At 56.7% G+C, this 19,646-nt stretch carries 21 protein-coding genes; 10 read left to right on the top strand and 11 right to left on the bottom strand.

Annotated features, from left to right (window positions below):
- Positions 1–61 precede the first annotated feature (61 nt).
- From nlpI to mtr, 4 genes are all read left to right on the top strand, one after another.
- Positions 62–946: a lipoprotein NlpI gene (gene nlpI, locus KTH07_RS17730; RefSeq protein WP_003861782.1), complete on the top strand. Its 885-nt coding sequence runs from the start codon at positions 62–64 to the stop codon at positions 944–946.
- 107 nt (positions 947–1,053) lie between these two features.
- A complete protein-coding gene (gene yrbN / locus KTH07_RS17725) occupies positions 1,054–1,134 on the top strand; it encodes a protein YrbN (RefSeq protein WP_097397692.1) in 81 nt (26 codons plus the stop codon).
- On the top strand, positions 1,127–3,022 hold the full coding sequence (locus KTH07_RS17720; protein WP_003861780.1) for a DEAD/DEAH family ATP-dependent RNA helicase: 1,896 nt from the start codon (positions 1,127–1,129) through the stop codon (positions 3,020–3,022). The genes yrbN and KTH07_RS17720 overlap by 8 nt, the downstream gene beginning before the upstream one ends.
- Positions 3,023–3,164: 142 nt before the next feature.
- Positions 3,165–4,409 (top strand): tryptophan permease, encoded by a 1,245-nt coding sequence (mtr, locus tag KTH07_RS17715; protein WP_006812114.1) that lies wholly within the window; start codon positions 3,165–3,167, stop codon positions 4,407–4,409.
- Positions 4,410–4,507: 98 nt separating this feature from the next.
- Here mtr and KTH07_RS17710 read toward each other — a convergent pair whose 3' ends face one another.
- The 3 genes from KTH07_RS17710 to KTH07_RS17700 form a co-directional block, all read right to left on the bottom strand.
- Positions 4,508–5,515, bottom strand: coding sequence for an LLM class flavin-dependent oxidoreductase (locus tag KTH07_RS17710; protein WP_017382451.1), 1,008 nt, complete (start codon positions 5,513–5,515; stop codon positions 4,508–4,510).
- Between the two features lie 78 nt (positions 5,516–5,593).
- Positions 5,594–6,472, bottom strand: coding sequence for a U32 family peptidase (locus tag KTH07_RS17705; protein WP_015571970.1), 879 nt, complete (start codon positions 6,470–6,472; stop codon positions 5,594–5,596).
- A 7-nt stretch (positions 6,473–6,479) separates the two neighbouring features.
- Entirely contained in the window at positions 6,480–7,475 is a 996-nt protein-coding gene (locus KTH07_RS17700; RefSeq protein WP_003861773.1) for a peptidase U32 family protein, read from the bottom strand.
- A 221-nt stretch (positions 7,476–7,696) separates the two neighbouring features.
- Here KTH07_RS17700 and KTH07_RS17695 point away from each other — a divergent pair, with 221 nt between their 5' ends.
- Entirely contained in the window at positions 7,697–8,221 is a 525-nt protein-coding gene (locus KTH07_RS17695; RefSeq protein WP_003861771.1) for an SCP2 domain-containing protein, read from the top strand.
- Positions 8,215–8,718, top strand: a complete 504-nt coding sequence (locus tag KTH07_RS17690; protein ID WP_015571968.1) for a GNAT family N-acetyltransferase — start codon at positions 8,215–8,217, stop codon at positions 8,716–8,718. The genes KTH07_RS17695 and KTH07_RS17690 overlap by 7 nt, the downstream gene beginning before the upstream one ends.
- Here the strand turns inward: KTH07_RS17690 and KTH07_RS17685 are convergent.
- Complete coding sequence (locus tag KTH07_RS17685) at positions 8,705–9,034, bottom strand: GIY-YIG nuclease family protein (RefSeq protein ID WP_015571967.1); 330 nt, start codon at positions 9,032–9,034, stop codon at positions 8,705–8,707. The genes KTH07_RS17690 and KTH07_RS17685 overlap by 14 nt on opposite strands.
- Before the next feature lie 14 nt (positions 9,035–9,048).
- Between KTH07_RS17685 and KTH07_RS17680 the strand changes: the two genes are divergently transcribed.
- Positions 9,049–9,483, top strand: coding sequence for a YhbP family protein (locus KTH07_RS17680; protein ID WP_015571966.1), 435 nt, complete (start codon positions 9,049–9,051; stop codon positions 9,481–9,483).
- On the opposite strand, the gene KTH07_RS17675 is transcribed toward KTH07_RS17680, so the two are convergent.
- The gene (locus KTH07_RS17675) at positions 9,463–9,981 is read right to left on the bottom strand and encodes a type 1 glutamine amidotransferase domain-containing protein (protein ID WP_015571965.1); all 519 of its coding nucleotides are present in this window, start codon (positions 9,979–9,981) and stop codon (positions 9,463–9,465) included. The two genes, KTH07_RS17680 and KTH07_RS17675, sit on opposite strands and share 21 nt — an antisense overlap.
- Before the next feature lie 128 nt (positions 9,982–10,109).
- Here KTH07_RS17675 and KTH07_RS17670 point away from each other — a divergent pair, with 128 nt between their 5' ends.
- Entirely contained in the window at positions 10,110–10,754 is a 645-nt protein-coding gene (locus KTH07_RS17670) for an NAD(P)H-binding protein (protein WP_023304489.1), read from the top strand.
- A gap of 40 nt (positions 10,755–10,794) precedes the next feature.
- Complete coding sequence (locus KTH07_RS17665) at positions 10,795–11,832, top strand: permease (protein WP_023295492.1); 1,038 nt, start codon at positions 10,795–10,797, stop codon at positions 11,830–11,832.
- A gap of 49 nt (positions 11,833–11,881) precedes the next feature.
- Here the strand turns inward: KTH07_RS17665 and dolP are convergent, their stop codons facing one another.
- Genes dolP through KTH07_RS17645 form a run of 4 tightly spaced genes read right to left on the bottom strand, consistent with a single transcriptional unit; the run spans position 11,882 to position 15,570 of the window.
- On the bottom strand, positions 11,882–12,457 hold the full coding sequence (gene dolP / locus KTH07_RS17660) for a division/outer membrane stress-associated lipid-binding lipoprotein (RefSeq protein ID WP_006812102.1): 576 nt from the start codon (positions 12,455–12,457) through the stop codon (positions 11,882–11,884).
- Positions 12,458–12,466: 9 nt separating this feature from the next.
- Positions 12,467–13,057, bottom strand: coding sequence for a DnaA initiator-associating protein DiaA (gene diaA / locus KTH07_RS17655; RefSeq protein WP_003861754.1), 591 nt, complete (start codon positions 13,055–13,057; stop codon positions 12,467–12,469).
- A gap of 21 nt (positions 13,058–13,078) precedes the next feature.
- Complete coding sequence (locus KTH07_RS17650; protein WP_003861751.1) at positions 13,079–13,474, bottom strand: YraN family protein; 396 nt, start codon at positions 13,472–13,474, stop codon at positions 13,079–13,081.
- Positions 13,432–15,570 (bottom strand): penicillin-binding protein activator, encoded by a 2,139-nt coding sequence (locus KTH07_RS17645; RefSeq protein WP_022651910.1) that lies wholly within the window; start codon positions 15,568–15,570, stop codon positions 13,432–13,434. Before KTH07_RS17645 ends, KTH07_RS17650 begins: the two co-directional genes overlap by 43 nt.
- A 61-nt stretch (positions 15,571–15,631) precedes the next feature.
- On the opposite strand from KTH07_RS17645, the gene rsmI reads away from it, so the two are divergent.
- Positions 15,632–16,495 (top strand): 16S rRNA (cytidine(1402)-2'-O)-methyltransferase, encoded by an 864-nt coding sequence (rsmI, locus tag KTH07_RS17640; protein WP_000809144.1) that lies wholly within the window; start codon positions 15,632–15,634, stop codon positions 16,493–16,495.
- A gap of 67 nt (positions 16,496–16,562) precedes the next feature.
- Here rsmI and KTH07_RS17635 read toward each other — a convergent pair whose 3' ends face one another.
- Together KTH07_RS17635 and KTH07_RS17630 are read right to left on the bottom strand one after the other, a co-directional pair.
- Entirely contained in the window at positions 16,563–18,452 is a 1,890-nt protein-coding gene (locus tag KTH07_RS17635) for a hypothetical protein (RefSeq protein ID WP_063162063.1), read from the bottom strand.
- Between the two features lie 16 nt (positions 18,453–18,468).
- Positions 18,469–19,641, bottom strand: a complete 1,173-nt coding sequence (locus tag KTH07_RS17630) for a MalY/PatB family protein (RefSeq protein ID WP_023304486.1) — start codon at positions 19,639–19,641, stop codon at positions 18,469–18,471.
- Between the last annotated feature and the right edge of the window lie 5 nt (positions 19,642–19,646).

Here is a 19,646-nt window from a genome sequence, read left to right as displayed (position 1 = left end):
CGCCTTGTTAAGCCGCCGGGGGACAGGACGTTCATCCAATAGTTGTCTTCGGGAGTGGGAAATGAAGCCTTTTTTGCGCTGGTGTTTCGTTGCGACAGCTTTAACGCTGGCAGGATGCAGCAACTCTGCCTGGCGTAAGAGCGAAGTCCTCGCAGTGCCATTGCAACCGACTTTGCAGCAGGAAGTCATTCTGGCACGCATGGAACAAATACTTGCCAGTCGGGCTTTAACCGATGACGAACGCGCACAGCTTTTATATGAGCGCGGAGTGTTGTATGATAGTCTCGGTCTGAGGGCACTGGCGCGAAATGATTTTTCACAAGCGCTGGCGATTCGACCTGATATGCCTGAAGTATTCAATTACTTAGGCATTTATTTAACGCAGGCAGGCAATTTTGATGCTGCCTATGAAGCGTTTGATTCTGTACTTGAGCTTGATCCAACTTACAACTACGCGCACTTGAATCGCGGTATCGCATTGTATTACGGCGGTCGTGATAAGTTAGCGCAAGATGATCTGCTGGCGTTTTATCAAGACGATCCTAATGATCCTTTCCGCAGCCTGTGGCTTTACATCGTTGAGCAGAAGCTCGATGAGAAGCAGGCCAAAGAAGCACTGAAACAGCGCTTCGAGAAATCGGACAAGGAACAGTGGGGATGGAACATTGTCGAGTTCTACCTGGGCAACATTAGCGAAGCAACGCTGATGGAACGCCTCAAGGCGGACGCAACGGATAACACCTCGCTCGCTGAGCATCTCAGTGAAACCAACTTCTATTTAGGTAAGTACTACCTAAGTCTGGGGGATATGGACAGCGCTACGGCACTGTTCAAATTAGCGGTTGCTAACAACGTACATAACTTCGTTGAGCACCGTTATGCATTGTTGGAATTATCGCTCTTGGGCCAGGAGCAAGACGACCTGGCAGAATCGGACCAGCAATAGCTGACGACATAAACATCAGCCCGTAATCTTTTGATTGCCATCACCTTCACTGGTGAGGGCGTTGTTGTTCGTCAATACACCTAATTTGAGCCGGTTCACACTTTTCAATGAAAATTGCTAATCATTTTCACGATGAGCTAAGTAGACTGGCCGCCATTAATATCGAGGCACTTGTACTACATGGCTGAATTCGAAACCACTTTTGCAGATCTGGGCCTGAAGGCTCCTATCCTTGAAGCCCTTAACGATCTGGGTTACGAAAAACCATCTCCGATCCAGGCTGAGTGTATCCCACACCTGCTTTCTGGTCGTGACGTGCTGGGCATGGCCCAGACTGGTAGCGGTAAAACCGCAGCATTCTCGCTGCCGCTGCTGAACAACATTGATCCGGACCTGCGCGCGCCGCAGATCCTCGTCCTGGCTCCAACCCGTGAACTGGCTGTTCAGGTTGCTGAAGCCATGACGGAATTCTCTAAACATATGCGCGGCGTAAACGTGGTAGCCCTGTACGGCGGCCAGCGTTATGACGTGCAGTTACGCGCCCTGCGCCAGGGTCCACAGATTGTTGTCGGTACGCCGGGCCGTCTGCTGGATCACCTGAAGCGCGGTACCCTGGACCTCTCTAAACTGAGCGGTCTGGTACTGGACGAAGCCGATGAAATGCTGCGTATGGGCTTCATCGAAGACGTAGAAACCATCATGGCGCAGATCCCGGAAGGTCATCAGACCGCTCTGTTCTCTGCAACTATGCCAGAAGCGATCCGTCGCATTACCCGCCGCTTCATGAAAGAGCCGCAGGAAGTGCGTATTCAGTCCAGCGTGACCACTCGCCCGGACATCAGCCAGAGCTACTGGTCTGTGTACGGCATGCGCAAAAACGAAGCGCTGGTACGTTTCCTGGAAGCGGAAGATTTTGATGCGGCGATCATCTTCGTTCGTACCAAAAACGCGACCCTGGAAGTGGCTGAAGCCCTGGAGCGTAGCGGCTACAACAGCGCAGCGCTGAACGGCGACATGAACCAGGCCCTGCGTGAGCAGACTCTGGAGCGTCTGAAAGACGGTCGTCTGGATATCCTGATTGCAACCGACGTGGCAGCACGTGGCCTGGACGTTGAGCGTATCAGCCTGGTTGTAAACTACGATATCCCAATGGACTCCGAGTCTTACGTTCACCGTATCGGCCGTACCGGTCGTGCGGGTCGTGCAGGCCGTGCGCTGCTGTTCGTTGAGAACCGCGAGCGTCGTCTGCTGCGTAACATTGAACGCACCATGAAGCTGACCATTCCAGAAGCCGAGCTGCCAAACGCAGAACTGCTGGGCAAACGCCGTCTGGAAAAATTCGCCGCGAAAGTACAGCAGCAGCTGGAAAGCAGCGATCTGGATCAGTACCGTGCGCTGCTGTCCCAGATCCAGCCTGTCGCTGAAGGCGAAGAGCTGGACATGGAAACCCTGGCCGCAGCACTGCTGAAAATGGCGCAGGGCGAACGTAGCCTGATCGTGCCACCTGATGCGCCGATGCGTCCTAAGCGTGAGTTCCGTGACCGTGACGATCGTTTCGAACGTCGTGGCGACCGTAACGACCGTGGTCCACGCGGTGACCGTCCAGAGCGTGGTGGTGAAGACCGTCCACGTCGCGAGCGTCGTGACGCTGGCGAAATGGAACTGTATCGCATTGAAGTGGGCCGTGATGATGGTGTTGAAGTTCGTCACATCGTTGGCGCGATCGCTAACGAAGGCGACATCAGCAGCCGTTACATCGGTAACATCAAGCTGTTCGGTTCCCACTCCACCATCGAGCTGCCAAAAGGCATGCCGGGCGAAGTGCTGCAACACTTTACTCGCACCCGCATCCTGAACAAGCCGATGAACATGCAGCTGCTGGGCGATGCACAGCCACGTCCTGACCGTGGCGGCGAACGTCGTGGCGGTGGTCGCGGTTTCGGTGGCGAGCGTCGTGAAGGCGGTCGCAGCGAAGGTCGCGGTGGTGAAGGCCGTCGTTTCTCCGGTGAGCGCCGCGAAAACCGTGGTCCACGCCGTGAAGAAGGCGCCAGCCGTCGTCGTTTCGGTGACGCGTAAGCCTTTCGCTTCTGACGTAAAGTAAAATATACAGCCCCGATAGTTGCTATCGGGGCTTTTTTTTATTCCCTTTGTACTCTTGTACTGGTACAGTGCAACACACTAAAAGCAGAACCACATTTTTCACTGGAGATAAGGCCGCATGGCAACACTAACCACCACCCAAACGTCACCTTCGCTGCTTGGCGGCGTGGTGATCATCGGCGGAACCATCATTGGTGCCGGGATGTTTTCCCTGCCTGTGGTCATGTCCGGTGCGTGGTTCTTCTGGTCGCTGGCGGCGCTGGTTTTCACCTGGTTCTGCATGCTCCATTCCGGGCTGATGATCCTTGAAGCAAACCTGAACTACCGCATTGGCTCCAGCTTCGACACCATCACCCGGGATCTGTTGGGCAAAGGCTGGAACCTGGTGAACGGGCTGTCCATCGCGTTTGTACTCTATATCCTGACCTACGCGTACATTTCAGCGAGCGGGTCGATTCTGCATCACACCTTCTCAGAGATGTCGCTGAACGTTCCGGCGCGTCTGGCGGGTCTCTGCTTCGCGCTGGGCGTGGCGTTTATCGTCTGGATGAGCACCAAAGCGGTCAGCCGCATGACGGCGATCGTGCTGGGCGCAAAGGTCATCACCTTCTTTCTGACCTTCGGCAGCCTGCTGGGGCACGTCACGCCGGCCACGCTGTTTAACGTTGCGGAAGTGAACACCTCCTACACGCCGTACCTGCTGATGACGCTGCCATTCTGTCTGGCGTCGTTCGGCTACCACGGCAACGTACCGAGCCTGATGAAATACTACGGCAAGGATCCGCGCACCATCGTGAAATGCCTGGTTTACGGCACGCTGCTGGCGCTGGGGCTGTATGTGATCTGGCTGCTGGGGACGATGGGTAACATCCCGCGTCCGGAATTTATCGGCATTGCGCAGAAGGGCGGTAACATTGATGTGCTGGTACAGGCGCTGAGCGGCGTGCTGAACAGCCGCAGCCTGGATCTGCTTCTGGTGGTCTTCTCTAACTTTGCGGTGGCGAGCTCATTCCTCGGCGTGACGCTGGGCCTGTTTGACTACCTGGCGGATCTGTTTGGTTTTGATGACTCTGCGATGGGGCGCTTCAAAACCGCGCTGTTGACCTTCCTGCCACCGATTGTGGGCGGCCTGCTGTGGCCGAACGGTTTCCTGTACGCCATCGGCTATGCGGGACTGGCGGCCACCATCTGGGCGGCGATTGTACCGGCGCTGCTGGCGCGCAAATCACGTAAGCGCTTCGGCAGCCCGAAATTCCGCGTCTGGGGCGGAAAACCGATGATTGCGCTGATTCTGGTATTTGGTATCGGCAACGCGGTGGTGCACGTGCTGTCGAGTTTTAATCTGTTGCCTGTGTATCAGTAAAACGTGCGGTCTGAACCCCTCACCCCGGCCCTCTCCCCATGGGAGAGGGAGAAAAGAATGTAGGCCCGGTAAGCGAAGCCACCGGGCAAAGCAAAAAACTACCCCACCAACTCCTCTTTCACCTGCATCGCTAAATCAAACGAATGCAGACGCGCCTGGTGATCGAAAATCTGGCCGTTAACCATAATCTCATCCGCCTGCGTTTCACGCAGCACCGCCTCCAGCCCGTGACGCACTTTCGCCTTATCACCCACCAGCGACATACTCAGAGCCTGCTGCACGCCATACTGCTCGGAGGCCGACCACAGCTGATGTATATTCTCTACCGGCGGCGGCAGCTGGCCCGTCTCGCCGCGACGCAGCTTCACAAACGCCTGCTGCATAGAGGTAAACAGGAATTCCGCGTCGCGGTTGCTGTCGGCGGCAATGATATTGATACACACCATCGCATACGGCTTCTCCAGACGTTCAGACGGTTTGAAGTGCGTACGATAAAGATGCAGTGCCTGATGCAGCATATCCGGTGCGAAGTGGGAAGCGAACGCGAACGGCAGCCCCAGCTGAGCGGCGAGCTGCGCGCTGTACAGGCTTGAGCCTAACAGCCATACCGGGATCTTTTCCCCGTACCCCGGCACAGGACGCACGTGCGGGTTCGGATCCCGCGCGTCAAACCAGTCCACCAGCTCGGCCACATCGCGCGGGAAGTTATCGATATCGCCGCTCATATGGCGACGCAGGGCGCGCATGGTCGGCTGGTCGCTGCCCGGCGCGCGGCCAAGCCCTAGATCAATACGGCCCGGATAAAGGGTATTCAGCGTCCCGAACTGCTCGGCAATCACCAGCGGGGCGTGGTTCGGCAGCATCACGCCGCCGGAGCCAAGGTGCAGAGTGGTGGTATTCGCCGCCAGATAGCCAATCAGCACCGAGGTGGCGGCGCTGGCGATGCCCACCATATTGTGGTGCTCCGCCAGCCAGTAGCGGTGATAGCCGCGCTTTTCGGCAAGCTGAGCAAGATCGAGAGAGTGCGTGAAGGCTTCTCTGGCCGAGGAGCCTTGTGGGATCGGCGCCAGATCCAGCACCGAAAACGGAATGGTTTTGTCAGTCATAACAGCTCACTTTGTCGACGGTCAATCTTTAATACTGCATTAAAAAATGATAACCGTTGTTAACAAAGTGAGCCTTTTTTACGCCTGCAATTCCAGCCCGGCGAGACGTCGCCAGTAACCGTTGCAGTCGCTGTTTGCGGTCAACGGTAGCGGCGAGGCGCCGTTTTCATTGGCGCGGAAGGCGTCCAGCATGGCGAAAACACCGGTATCAAGCGGCGAAAGACGCACCATATCCACCAGCCCGTGCATTGACGCCAGTTCGTTGCCGAGGTTATAGACGTAACCGCTCATGGTCTGAATGCCGTTGAGGACAAACACCTGCTGGTTCTCCTGCGACAGCATACTGCGGCCGTTCGGGTACTTAATGCAGCAGGTTTCGCACTCGTCTTTCGGGCGATCTTCGGAACGTGCGGTGAAGCAGCGGGCAGAGTAGGCCAGCGGCAGATGCCCATAGCTCAGGACTTCCACTTCAAACTTGTTGCGAATGCCCAGCTCTTCGCACTGATTCAGCAGGTTGGCCAGCCAGTCGCGGGAGAGCTCAACCGGCATGCACCAGCGGGTCATCCCCTGTTTGAGCAACAGGCGCAGGGTCACCGCGTTATAGCAGTTCAGCGCATGTCCGGCGACAAACGGCAGCTTACGCTCGGCACACAGGTTTACCACGCCCAGGTCGCTCGCCTCCAGCAGGAACTCACCGTTTTCGACGTAGCGCTTCAGCTCGCCCAGTTCAGAGGACGCCTGCACCAGCGCCAGCGTCGAGAGCACCACCTGCTTGCCGCTGCCGGCCAGGTTTTTCGCCATATCCAGCCAGTCGCCCACTTTGGTGGCGCGGCGCTTGCTGCACACCGCTTCGCCGAGGTAAATCACATCGGCGCTGCTGTTAGCCGCCTGCTGGTAAAAATCTTCCAGCGTCTCTTTTGGCCAGTAGTAAAGCACCGGCCCTAATGAATATTTCATGATTATCTCACTGCCATTTACGGTGGTACGCGCCGAGCGTAGTTTGGGTGCCTTCAGACATCGCGCCGAGCGTCTCCATCCAGGCCGCTTGTGGAGCATAGTTTTGCGGGTCCGCCATGCAGCGGTCGATGGCCTGACGCCACACCTTCGCCACCTGGCTCACGTAGGCCGGGCTGCGCTGGCGGCCTTCGATTTTCACCGAGGCAATATTGGCGGCCAGCAGTTCCGGCAGCAATTCCAGCGTGTTGAGGCTGGTGGGCTCCTCCAGCGCGTGGTAGCGCTCGCCGTCCACCAGATAGCGGCCCTTACACAGTGTCGGATACCCCGCGTTTTCACCGTCCTGATAGCGGTCAATTAACACGTCATTCAGGCGCGACTCCAGTCCCTGCGGCGTTTGCTGCCAGCGAACGAAGCGGGCAGGCGAGCAGGCGCCGACGGTATTTGGCGATTCCCCGGTGAGATAGGAAGAAAGATAGCAGCGGCCTTCGGCCATGATGCACAGGCTGCCGAAGGCAAAAACCTCCAGCGGCACTGGCGTGACGCGCGCCAGTTGCTTAACCTGATGAATAGAAAGCACGCGCGGCAGCACCACGCGGGCTACGTCAAAGTGTCGATGATAAAAACGCACGGCCTCTTCATTGGTGGCCGATGCCTGAACAGAGACGTGGCGCTCAATATGCGGATAACGTTCTGCCGCATACTCAAGCATGGCGAGGTCAGCCAGGATCAGCGCATCTGCGCCCAGCTGGGCCGCCATATCCACGGCGCGCTGCCAGCGGGCATAGCCATCAGGATGGGCAAAGGTATTGATGGCGATGTGCAGTTTGCGCCGGTGCTGGTGAACGAAGTTAACGGCTTCCTGAAGCTTTTTCTCCGTAAAGTTAAGACCCGCAAAATGGCGGGCGTTGGTATCATCTTTCAGCCCGATATAGACCGCATCGGCCCCATTTTCGATGGCCGCCTTAAGCGCCGGAAGGTTTCCGGCAGGGCAGAGCAGCTCCATAATTTATCCCGATGTTGTCGATCGCAGGGATCGTAAAAAATGTTAACGAGCTGGGATTTTAATTAACCCATACGCGACAATTTTTGATTTAAGGCAGCTAATGGCGTATTGATGGCACCAATAATGAGGTATACCGGACAACGGTTTGTTGATTTACGCCGCTATCTTCTTGTCGGGATATGGCAAAATAGCAGGACTATAGCTATCAGGGAGTAAAGCTCGTGCTGGATAAACTGCGTTCACGTCTCGTACAATTTGGTCCATCAATGCTGAGCGTGCCGGTAAAACTGGCGCCGTTCGCGCTTAAACGCCAGGTGCTGGAACAGGTACTGAGCTGGCAGTTCCGCCAGGCGCTACAGGACGGTGAGCTGGAGTTTCTGGAAGGCCGCTGGTTAAAGATTGAAGTGCGCGATATCGGGTTGCGCTGGTTTACTTCCGTTGAGAACGATCGGCTGATCGTCCGTGAAACCGCCGAGGCGGATGTCAGCTTTAGCGCGGATGCCAGCGATCTGCTGATGATCGCCGCGCGCAAACAGGATCCGGACACCCTCTTCTTCCAGCGTCGTCTGGTGATTGAAGGCGACACGGAGCTCGGTCTGTACGTCAAAAATTTAATGGATGCCATTGAGCTGGAGCAGATGCCGAAAGCGCTGCGTATGATGTTGATGCAAATGGCAGATTTCGTTGAGGCCGGGCTAAAAACCCCGCCGGACAGTAAACACACTTCAGTAGGTGAGCCATGCTGATTCGAGTCGAAATTGGGATTGATGCGCCGGGTATCGATGCGTTGTTACGCCGCTCTTTTGCAGGCGACGCCGAAGCCCAACTGGTTCACGATCTTCGCGAAGATGGCCTGATTACGCTGGGCCTGGTTGCCACCGACGATGAAGGGCAGGTGGTCGGCTACGTGGCCTTCAGCCCGGTGATTGTGCAGGGTGAAGAGTTACAGTGGGTCGGCATGGCGCCGCTGGCGGTGGATGAAAACTACCGTGGCCAGGGCCTGGCTCGCCAGCTGGTCTATGAAGGGCTGGATTCACTGAATGAATTTGGCTATGCCGCTGTCGTCGTTCTGGGCGATCCGGCGTTCTACGAACGTTTAGGTTTTAAGCCAGCGTCCAGATACGATCTGCGCTGCCACTGGCCGGGCACGGAAACATCTTTCCTGGTGCATCCTCTGGCGGATGATGCGCTCGACGGCGTTACCGGTCTGGTGGAGTACCACGATCATTTCAATCGTTTTTAAGCAGGCTTTCGCGTAGCGCCTCGAAAGAGACGTCCCCGTTGACGAGACGCTCTTTCTGGCGCTTCGTCAGCTGCTTGATGCAGTATTCCAGCCTGAGCGCCAGGGATCTGTCGCCCACGGCGGCTGAAAACGCTAACTGAAGTTCACCTTTCCCCCGCAGCGCCTTCGCCCCTTTCCCCGTTTGATGTTGTAAAAAACGCCGTGCCACATCGGTAGTGATCCCGGTGTAGAGTGCGTTATCAGCGGTTCGGACAAGATAGAGAAACCAGCACACGGTAAACAGATTCAGTATGTTAAGGTGAACGCACCATAGCATGAGAGAGAGCGAAAATGGAAACACTGGCCGCCATTAACCGCTGGCTGGCAAAGCAGCATGTCGTGACCTGGTGCGTCTGTAAAGACGAGGAGATGTGGTGCGCAAATGCCTTTTATTACTACGATCCCGAGCGCGTGGCCTTTTACGTGATGAGCGAAGATAAAACGCGGCATGCGCAGATGACGGGCCAGCGGGCAAAAGTGGCGGGCACGGTAAACGGTCAGCCTAAAACCGTTGCGCTGATCCGCGGGGTCCAGTTTAAAGGCGAAATTCGTCGCCTGGAAGGTGAGGAGAGCGACGCGCAACGTAAACGCTATACGCGCCGCTTCCCGGTGGCCGCGGCGCTAAAAGCCCCGGTGTGGGAAATCCGCCTTGATGAGCTGAAATTTACCGACAACACCCTGGGCTTTGGCAAGAAGCTGCACTGGTTACGCGCCGAGCAGGCGTAGCGCTTCACGGTTAAACGCTGGCAGATCGTCCGGTGTACGGCTGGTGATCAGCTGATCGTTATCGTTCACCACTTCCTGATCGTAGAACTCGGCTCCCGCGTTTTTCAGATCGATAACGATCGGCTTCACCGCGGTGAGCTTACGCCCGCGTACCACCTCGGCGCTGATCAGCAGCTGCGGACCGTGGCAAATGGCAAATACCGGTTTACCGGTGCCGACGAAGTCACGGGTAAAGGTGACGAAACGCTCGTCTCCGCGCAGGGAATCCGGTGAATGACCGCCCGGTAACAGCAGGGCGTCGAAATCCGACGGGCTGACGTTATCAATGGATTCGTCAATGGTCACGCTGGCTTCGCCCTTATGGCCCTTCACGGTTTTACCCGCTTCTTTCTCGATGGTGACCACCTCGTGGCCCGCCTTGCGGAATGCCTCTGCTGGCGACGTAAATTCTGAATCTTCAAACTCGTCGGTAATCAAGACTGCGATTTTTTTACCCATGCTTCCTCCGTTGTTTTCGCTTCAGACTGTTTTTTTCCCGTTTGTGGTAAATACTTACCGGTAACAGACTTTTAAGTGTGGTAGAGCAGGCCCAGAACGCAAACGGACAATTCTGTAAAGGGGATAAGATGAGTCAGGTACTGATTACCGGCGCAACCGGGCTGGTGGGTGGACATCTGCTGCGGCTGCTGATCCAGGATCGGCATATCAATTATATCGCCGCCCCGACGCGTCGCCCGCTGTTGGATATCACCGGCGTCTATAACCCGCACGATCCACAGCTCACCGACGCGCTGGCGCAGGTGCAGGATCCCATTGATATCGCCTTTTGCTGCCTTGGCACCACCCGACGGGAAGCGGGTAGTAAAGAAGCTTTTGTCCATGCGGATTACACACTGGTGGTGGATACCGCCCTGACGGCGAAAAAGCTGGGCGCAAAACATTTCCTGGTGGTCAGCGCGCACGGCGCGAACGCAGGCTCGCCGTTTTTTTACAACCAGGTGAAGGGCAAAATGGAAGAGGCATTAATCGCGCAGAAATGGGAGCGCCTGACCATCGCGCGGCCTTCCATGCTGATGGGGCACCGTGACGAACGTCGTTTTAACGAGTCTTTTTTCGCTCCGCTGTTTCGCATTCTGCCGGGTAACTGGAAGTCCATCGAGGCGCGGGATGTCGCGCTGGCGATGCTAAAAGAGGCGCTGGCTCCGTCGCAGGAGGGGGTTAATATTATCCCTTCGGCAAAACTGCGTGAAATCGCGCAGGGCGAGGCGTAAACTTCCCCGGCTTATTAAATAACACCTTCCGGGGAATGGTATGACTGGTCAGTCTTCATCTCAGGCGGCAACACCTGTTCAGTGGTGGAAGCCCGCACTCTTCTTTCTCGTGGTCATCATTGGCCTCTGGTATGTGAAATGGCAGCCGTACTACGGTAAAGCCTTCACCGCCGCCGACACCCACAGCATCGGTAAATCGATTCTCGCGCAGGCCGATTCCAGCCCGCTACGCGCGGCGTGGGATTACGCCATGGTCTATTTTCTTGCCGTCTGGAAAGCGGCGGTATTGGGCGTATTGCTGGGCTCGCTGATTCAGGTACTTATCCCGCGTAACTGGCTGGTGAAAACCCTGGGACAGCCGCGCTTGCAGGGCACGCTGCTGGGGACGATTTTCTCCCTGCCGGGCATGATGTGCTCCTGCTGCGCCGCACCGGTGGCGGCGGGTATGCGCCGACAGCGTGTGTCGATGGGCGGCGCGCTTGCCTTCTGGATGGGTAACCCCCTGCTGAACCCGGCAACGCTGGTGTTTATGGGCTTCGTTCTCGGCTGGCATTTTGCGTTTATCCGTCTGGCGGCTGGCCTGCTGACGGTGGTGCTTGTCGCTACGCTGGTGCAGCACCTGGTGAAAGACAACGAGGCCGGGCCTGCCTCCGTTGAGCTGGACGTCAGCGAGCCGCAGGGCAGTTTCTTTGCTCGCTGGGGCAAAGCGCTGTGGCAGCTTTTCTGGAGCACCATTCCGGTCTATATCCTGGCCGTACTGGTGCTGGGGGCGGCGCGCGTCTGGCTGTTCCCGCATGCGGATGGCGCTATCGACAACACGCTGATGTGGGTGATTGCGATGGCGGTGGCCGGGTGCCTGTTTGTGATCCCAACCGCGGCGGAGATCCCGATTATTCAGACCATGATGATGGCTGGTATGGGGACCGCACCGGCGCTGGCGCTGCTCATCACGCTGCCGGCGGTGAGCCTGCCGTCGCTTATCATGCTGCGTAAGTCATTCCCGGCGAAAGCGCTGTGGCTGACTGCGGGGCTGGTGGCGTTGAGCGGAGTTATTGTGGGGAGTATGGCGCTTGTGTGAAAAAAGCCCGGCGGCGCTAGCGCTTACCGGGCCTGTAGTCAGGTGGTAATTACTTAATGTAAGTAAAGGCGGTGGTGACGTGTTTCACGCCGCTCACCCGGCTGGCGATATCCGCCGCCGCTTTCCCTTCACGTTCCGTCACCAGACCCAGCAGGAATACTTCGCCGTTCTCCGTGGTCACTTTCACGTTTGAGGATTTCACCTGGTCGGTACCCAGCAGCTGGGAACGCACTTTGGTGGTGATCCAGGTATCAGATGACGCGGTGCCGAGACCAATCGGCTGGCCCTGGCGGATCTCGTTAAACACTTCCGCCGTGCCTTCCACACCCATCGCGATCTGTTTGGCGCGCGAGGCGAGTTCAGGATTTGGCGCCTGGCCTGCCAGCAGCACTTTGCCCTGATAAGCCGTCACGTTGATGCGTGCTTCCTTCTTGATCTGCTCGTCTTTCGACAGCGCACTGTTTACGCGCAGCTCAAGCGTACCGTCATCCACCTGCGTCCCAACGGTGCGCGGATCGGTCGCTGCTTTGGTGCCGACCGCTGCGGTGCCGACTACAGCGGCAGCGATGCATCCCTGAAGCAGTAATGCAGACATCACGACTGCAAGGGCCGATAAAACCTTCATGAGAACTCCTTAATCATCCTGGTGAGGGAAAAGCGTGTTATCGATCAGATCGCATAAGCAGTTCACCGTGAGCATATGCATCTCCTGGATGCGGGCGCTACGGTGCGAAGGAATGCGGATCTCCACATCCTGCGGCCCCAGCAGGCCAGCCAGCTCTCCGCCGTCGTAACCGGTCAGGGCGACAATCGTCATATCCCGGGTCACTGCCGCTTCAACCGCTTTAACGATATCCCGGCTGTTACCGCGCGTGGAGATCGCCAGCAGCACGTCTCCGGCATGGCCTAAGGCGCGCACCTGCTTGGCGTAGATTTCGTCATGCAGACGATCGTTGGCAATCGCAGTTAAGACCACGTTATCGGTGTTTAGTGCAATGGCAGGTAAACTCGGGCGCTCGGTTTCGAAGCGATTGATCATGCTGGCAGCAAAATGCTGTGCGTTAGCAGCGGACGTGCCATTGCCACAACAGAGGATTTTGTTGCCGTTGAGCAGCGACTGAACCAGCGTCATCGCTGCACGCGAGATCGCGTCCGGAAGGGCTTCCGCCGCGGCAATCTGCGTTTGAATGCTTTCTGTGAAGCACACTTTAATTCGTTCGAGCACGGTATCCCTTTAAAATCTTATTTATGCGTCTTCGCCAAACGCGTTTTTAAGCCAGTCGATCGCATTTCCGGTGAAGGCTACCACATCGAAACGGCAATCCACAGTATCAAAACTCCCATTATGGCGGGCAAGCCACAAGTGGGCAGTCTGTAATAATTTTTGTTGTTTGGCGAGCGTCACGCTGGCGGCAGCACCGCCAAAACGGGACGACTGTCGGTAGCGAACTTCAACAAACACGATGGTCTGACCGTCTTTCATGATCAGGTCAATCTCGCCGCCGCGCCCGCGAACGTTGGCGGCGACAAAGCGCAGTCCTTTGCCTTCAAGCCAGCGACGCGCCTTTAACTCCCACGCGTCGCCGGTCTGTTTACGGCTTAACTGGCCGGGACAATCTGCCCCTGCTGGTATTTGAGCCATGATAACTTCCTGTTAATCACACAATCCTGATCGGCGGTCAGATCGCCGGTATTCCCGTTAAGCTCGAAGCCCGGTACCTGACGCATCTGGGTGAAGTGGTTTGCCAGCGCCCAGGCATCGACGCCCATCGCGTACAGACGCGCCAGGGAATAGTCATTGCGCACCGCGCCCAGCGCCTGCTGCATCAACTGCGGGTTGCTGCCTGCCAGCATGGGGATCTCGCTGTATTGCAGTCCTTCCATTTCCAGACGGAAATCCGGGCCTGCGGTACCCTGTGCGCTGCGTGAGCTGGCGTAGAGCGTTGCGCCGCTCTGGCTGCCGTTACGCATGGCGATCATCGGTTTGATAAAGGCGATCTCTTCCGGGGTAGCGACGATGTATGCCGAATCCACTTTACCGCCGCCGCTGATTTGCGCGTCGGTAGGTGGCGCCGGGATCGTCAGACCGCCGATGGTGACGCTCTGCTGCTGCGGCAGGCTGGCGGATACCGGGCTACCGTTGAGGGCAATACCTGCCCCGCCGTTCACGCCCGCTCTCAGTTCGGAAGCTGAGCCAAATTTCTGCTGCAACACCACGCCACCGCCAAGGGTCTGCCACTCTTGCGCAAACGCGTTGGCAACGCGATCGCCCAGCGTGCTGCGTGGGATCAGCAGCAGCGGCGCCTGCTTGCCCTGCTCGTGAATATGGCGGGCCGCATCGCGGGCTTCATCCTCCGGAGAGAGGGCGAAGTAACAGATATTGGCGCGGTTCTGAACCTGCTCAGGCTGGTTAAGCGCCAGCACGTTCAGCGTGGTGTTGCTCTTCATCAGCGCTTCCACGTTGTTTTTCAACAGCGGGCCGACAACGATGCTGGCCCCGTCCTGCTGAACCTGCGCCAGCACCTGGTCAAGCGGCTGGGCGCTGGTGTCGTAGATTTTCAACTCTGCACCAGGATAAGCGCTGGTGGTGGCCACAGCCTGCGGCTGGGTTGCTGGCTGCTGTTCCGGCTGCGCGGTTTGCGGCTGAGGTTGTTCTGCCGTCGCGGGCGCCGGTGTTTCAGCCGGGGCCTGTGTTGCCGCAGGCGCTGGGGTAGCAGGCTGCGTCGTTGGGGCGGTAACCGGATTCTGCATGGTGCCCTGCGCAGGGGTTTGCGCGGTGGTCAGGTCGCTGGTTTCGGCGGCGGACGGGCTGACAACGTCATTCACATTCGCCGCCTGTGCAGCCTGCGCCGGAACCGCGCTGCCGCTGACGGCGGTGGTGCCGTTTTTCGCGGCTTCAAAACCTTGCTGAATGGCGCGACCAAACACCGCAGCCTGACCGTTTAACGGCAGCAGCAGGGCGATTTTGCTGGTGGAGGCGGGCTTAAAGTTTTGCACGTTCACCAGCTGCGTTGGCAGCATTTTCGCTCCCGGGTTTTGCGGGTAACGCTTTTGCCAGTCGGTAATGCCGGCTTTCAGCATGTTCGGATCGCTGCGGTTGTTGAACCACATCTGTTGCAGATCCAGCCAGCCTTGCAGGACATTTTCATCGGCGTTGATTACCAGCGCCTTGGCCTGATCCTGGGTCATGGAGGCGAGCGCCTGCCAGGTTGCGTCAATATTTTTTTGCTTGTCTGCACCCGCTAGCAGAGGCTCCTGGGCAATCAGCGCGCGGAGTAGCGTCAGGGAAGGGCGACCCTGCTCAGCGGTGATACCGGCCTGCCAGAAACGGGCCTGCTGGTTTTTATCCAGCGTGCTGAGATCGATGGTGCCGAGGATCTTCTTCGCGCCGTCGTAATCTTTTTGCGCGACCTTCAGTTCTGCCGACAGCAGCGTCTGCTCATGGCGCTGAGTGTCGTTAAGATCCTGCGGCAGCTGGCTGAACAGCTCGGCGGCCTGCTGGGTTTTCCCTTCTTTCAGCAGTGCACGAATGGCGAGTAATTGCCAGTTGATCCTGGTATCATTTGTACTCTGCGACATTTGTTGCAGATAAAAGCCAGAATCAGCCTGAGCGGATCCCTGCATATGAGCAGTGCTCTGGTCAGGTGCCTGGGTGCCGCAGCCGGTAAAGATCAGGGCTGCCAGCAGGAGGGGCACGCTGTGCGCGGCTTTTTTTCGAAGAAACGTTAACGGTACCATACTGTATCCAGTGATTTTTTTACGCAATGCTCAATATTAAATCGGCAATACGGACGAAACAATGAAACAACACGAAACGGCAGATAATTCTCAAGGCCAGCTTTATATTGTACCTACTCCTATCGGGAATTTGTCTGATATTACCCAACGTGCGCTCACCGTATTGCAAGCTGTTGATTTAATTGCGGCTGAAGACACCCGTCATACCGGTTTACTGCTACAACACTTTGCCATCAACGCCCGTTTGTTTGCCCTGCACGATCACAATGAGCAACAAAAAGCCGAAACGCTGGTGGCGAAGCTTAAAGAAGGGCAGAACATCGCGCTGGTCTCCGATGCGGGAACGCCGCTGATCAACGATCCGGGCTACCATCTGGTACGCACCTGCCGGGAAGCTGGCATCCGCGTTGTGCCGCTGCCGGGGCCGTGCGCGGCGATTGCGGCGTTAAGCGCTGCGGGTCTGCCGTCCGATCGTTTCTGCTACGAAGGTTTCCTGCCAGCTAAATCCAAAGGTCGCCGCGATGTATTAAAGGATCTGGAAGCCGAACCGCGTACGTTGATCTTCTACGAATCCACTCACCGTCTGCTGGAAAGCCTGGAGGATATGGTGACCGTCTGGGGCGAAGGGCGCTACGTGGTGCTGGCGCGCGAGCTGACCAAAACGTGGGAAACCATTCACGGTGCGCCGGTCGGCGAACTGCTGGCGTGGGTGAAAGAAGACGAAAACCGCCGCAAGGGCGAAATGGTGCTGATTGTCGAAGGCCACAAAGCGCAGGAAGACGCTCTGCCTGCCGATGCGCTGCGTACGCTGGCCCTGCTACAGGCTGAACTTCCTCTGAAAAAAGCGGCGGCGCTGGCGGCGGAGATCCACGGCGTGAAGAAAAATGCGCTGTATAAATATGCGCTGGAGCAGCAGGGGGAGTAAGACCCTGCCGCCTGTTTTGCCGGGTGGCGGCTTCGCCTTACCCGGCCTACACCGTGTCAAAGCCTCACTATTTCCCCGGCATCGCCTCAAACACCAGCGTTTCCAGCGGTTGCAGCGTAATCACCACAGCGTTTTTATACTCCTCTGGTACGGTCGAATTACTGCCGTACACGGCTTTCAGGGTAAACTGGGAACGCTCTCCTGCCGGGATCTCAAAATCTTTGGTTAAATCCAGGAAGTAACGTTGCGGTTTATCCGACGGGTTTCGTAAGCCAAAAATCGCTTTGTCTTTACTCCATGAGGCCCAGCCGTAAACCTCAAGCGAAGTTGGGTCACCGCCAATCCAGTGAGTATCCACCAGCACGCTGGCATTCTCACGCGACCATTTCGCCGCCTGCGCCAGGGTATCCCACTTCGCCTTATTCAGCATGGACGGCGTAATGTACAGCTCCTGAAGCTGAGTTCCGGTTGCAAAGTAGCTCCAGACCTGATCGGCAAAATCGCTGTCTGTTTGCACTTTCTCGAGTCCATAGTAAGCGTTCTCTGCGCTGACGATCCCGTGGTACATCAGTGAGTTCAGCGGGAACAGCGGACCTTTACGCAGGATGGATCGCCAGGTTTCGGCATCGCGGTAGGTCATCCACTGCTGCACTGGCGTGCCGGGGCCGTACAGGTTGATATCATCGCCCTGACGCCAGATTGAATCAGCATAGAACAGCCAGGACGGGCTGGCGTCGGTGCCGGTGGTCAGGTTGATAAACAGGTTCGGATTTGCGCTGCGCATGTTGTGCAGCAGGGCAATGGACGCGTCAAAATCCGATGCAAATGGGCTGCCCTTGATATGCGAATTGGCGTTACCCATTCCGTCGAGCTTGAACGAGGTAATATGCTCGTTTTTGATCAGCTTGATGATCTGATCGTTAAAGTTTTTAAAATAGTTCGGCCCCGACAGCGCCAGCTTGCCGTCTACGGTTTCGAAACCATACTCTTTTGCATGCGAGACGCGAATATCGCGCGGCTTGTTGTATCCGCCCCACGGAGAAAGCCACAGCCCAACCGAGCTATGCAGGCTGTCGGCTTTTTCCCTGACTTTGCCAAAACCGTTGCTGAATGCCGGGCCAAACAGCCAGCGTCCGGTGCGATCGTCCCAGCCATCGTCCAGCAGGAACGCGTCCAGCGCCACCCCGCGTCCGGCAATAAATTCTTTATTCCATTCGTCCATCCGCCCAATGACATCCTGCTCGGAGTAAGGGGTAAAGAAGCCGATGTCCATCCAGCTGTTGTAGTGCAGGTAAGGCTTATAAGGCCGCGGACGCACGGCATCGATAAACTGGTTTACGCTGCGGCGCAGCTGATTAGTTTCCGGGAAAGTGCCGAACCAGGTGGTAAAACTAACCGGTGTCTCAGGCAGAATTGGCGTTTTCAGCTCCACGTTGAGGTTCGTGGTGGCTTCATAAGCGTAAGTATTCACAATCGGTTTGTCTGGCAGGATGAAGAACGAGTCGGCCACGATTGGCGAGCTGTTAATCGCCCCGTCAACGTAAGGTGCCTGAGACTGCTTCTTCGTCGGGAAGAAGGTAATTTTCGCTACGTCCCGCGGCTGCCCGACGGCGGCGATGGTGTAGCCAATGCTGGCGTATTTTCCCTTCACCAGGTTCAGTTTCACCGTTACGATAAAATCCGGATGCGTAAAGTCGATGACTATCGCATTGTCCTGCTTTTCGACGTGCTTGATTTTGAAATCAGCGGTGTGGATTTTTGTTTCATCCGGTAGCGTCAGAAAGAACAACTCCTGGGGCGTGAGCGGATGGTTAGCTTTGCTGTCCGTTACCACTACCGTTGCGTTTGCATCATCAAACGAAAGGGCAATATTGTCGTTACTGAGCGCGTAGTTTGCTGCCGCCGCACCATGAGAAACACAGAGAGTCAGCAGCGAGAGAGTGAGCATTTTTTTCATCGGGGTAAGATCCTTATCAGTAATGCTTCAGCATTCGGTTGATGGACTGTTCCAGCCAGTAGCGCTGGGTGCCGAAGTTAATACGCAGGTAGTTTTCGCCGTTTTGTACGTAGTGGCTGCCATCTTCAATGACCACGCCAGCCTGTTTTGCGAAATGTTGAGTTAGCGCCGTCGCACTGCGATCGTCCGCACTGACGTCTATCCAGGCGAGATACGACGACTCCGGGTTCATCATCTTCCATGCAGGGAAATGGGTCTGAATGGCATCCGCAAGGTAGCGGGCATTGCCGCGCAGATAACCATTCAGCGCGTCGAGCCATGGCAGACCTTGCTGATAAGCCAGAATAATTCCCCACACGCCGAAGATATTGGGCGAGGTAATGGAGTTCTTCTCCAGCTGCTGGCGGAAACGCTGGCGCAGCGAATCGTCTGGAATCATTGAGTAGGATGTTTTTAGCCCGCCAAGGTTGAAGGCTTTATTGGGGGAGGTCAGCACAATCAGGTTGTCCTGGGCGGCACAGCCCGAAGTCAGACAACTGACGAATGTACCGTCCAGAATGTGCTCGGCGTGAACCTCATCAACCACCAGAATCGTGCCGTAGCGCTTACAGAGATCGGACACCTGACGTATCTCATCCGCGCGCCAGATTCGGCCCGAGGGGTTATGCGGCGAGCAGAAGAACCACAGTTTTGGACGGTGAGTTTTGAGCTGAACTTCAATCAGATTAAAATCCAGCTGATAGCGGTTTTCCTTCACGCTCAGCGGATTTGCAAGCACCCGCACGCCCTGTCGCTGTGTCGCCATCGCAAACGGGTCATACACCGGGGTATTCATCATCACGCAGTCGCCGGGTTTGCAGAACGCCTGAACCGTATAGTGCAGCGTGGAAACGGTGCCGTAGGTCAGGGTGATCCATGACTTATGCACCTCAACCTGATGACGGGTGCGCTGGAAGGCGATGACCGCATCGTAGAATTCGTCGAAGCACCAGGTGTAACCGAAGGTGCCATGCTCCACGATGCGCTGGAAGCCTTCAATCACGGCGGGTGGCGAGGTGAAATCCATGTCTGCTATCCACAGCGGGATAAATCCCTCCGGGACATCACCGAAACGCGAGCACACAAACGTATGATCCCATTTACGGCATTTATCGCTTTTACGCTCAATGATTCTGTCGAAATCAAACACAACGT

It is taken from the genome of Enterobacter cloacae complex sp. ECL72 (assembly GCF_019056635.1).
Taxonomy (GTDB): Bacteria; Pseudomonadota; Gammaproteobacteria; order Enterobacterales; family Enterobacteriaceae; genus Enterobacter; species Enterobacter hormaechei_C.
The sequence above is the reverse complement of the archived record's forward strand: the minus strand, read 5'-3'. Positions and strand labels throughout refer to the sequence as shown.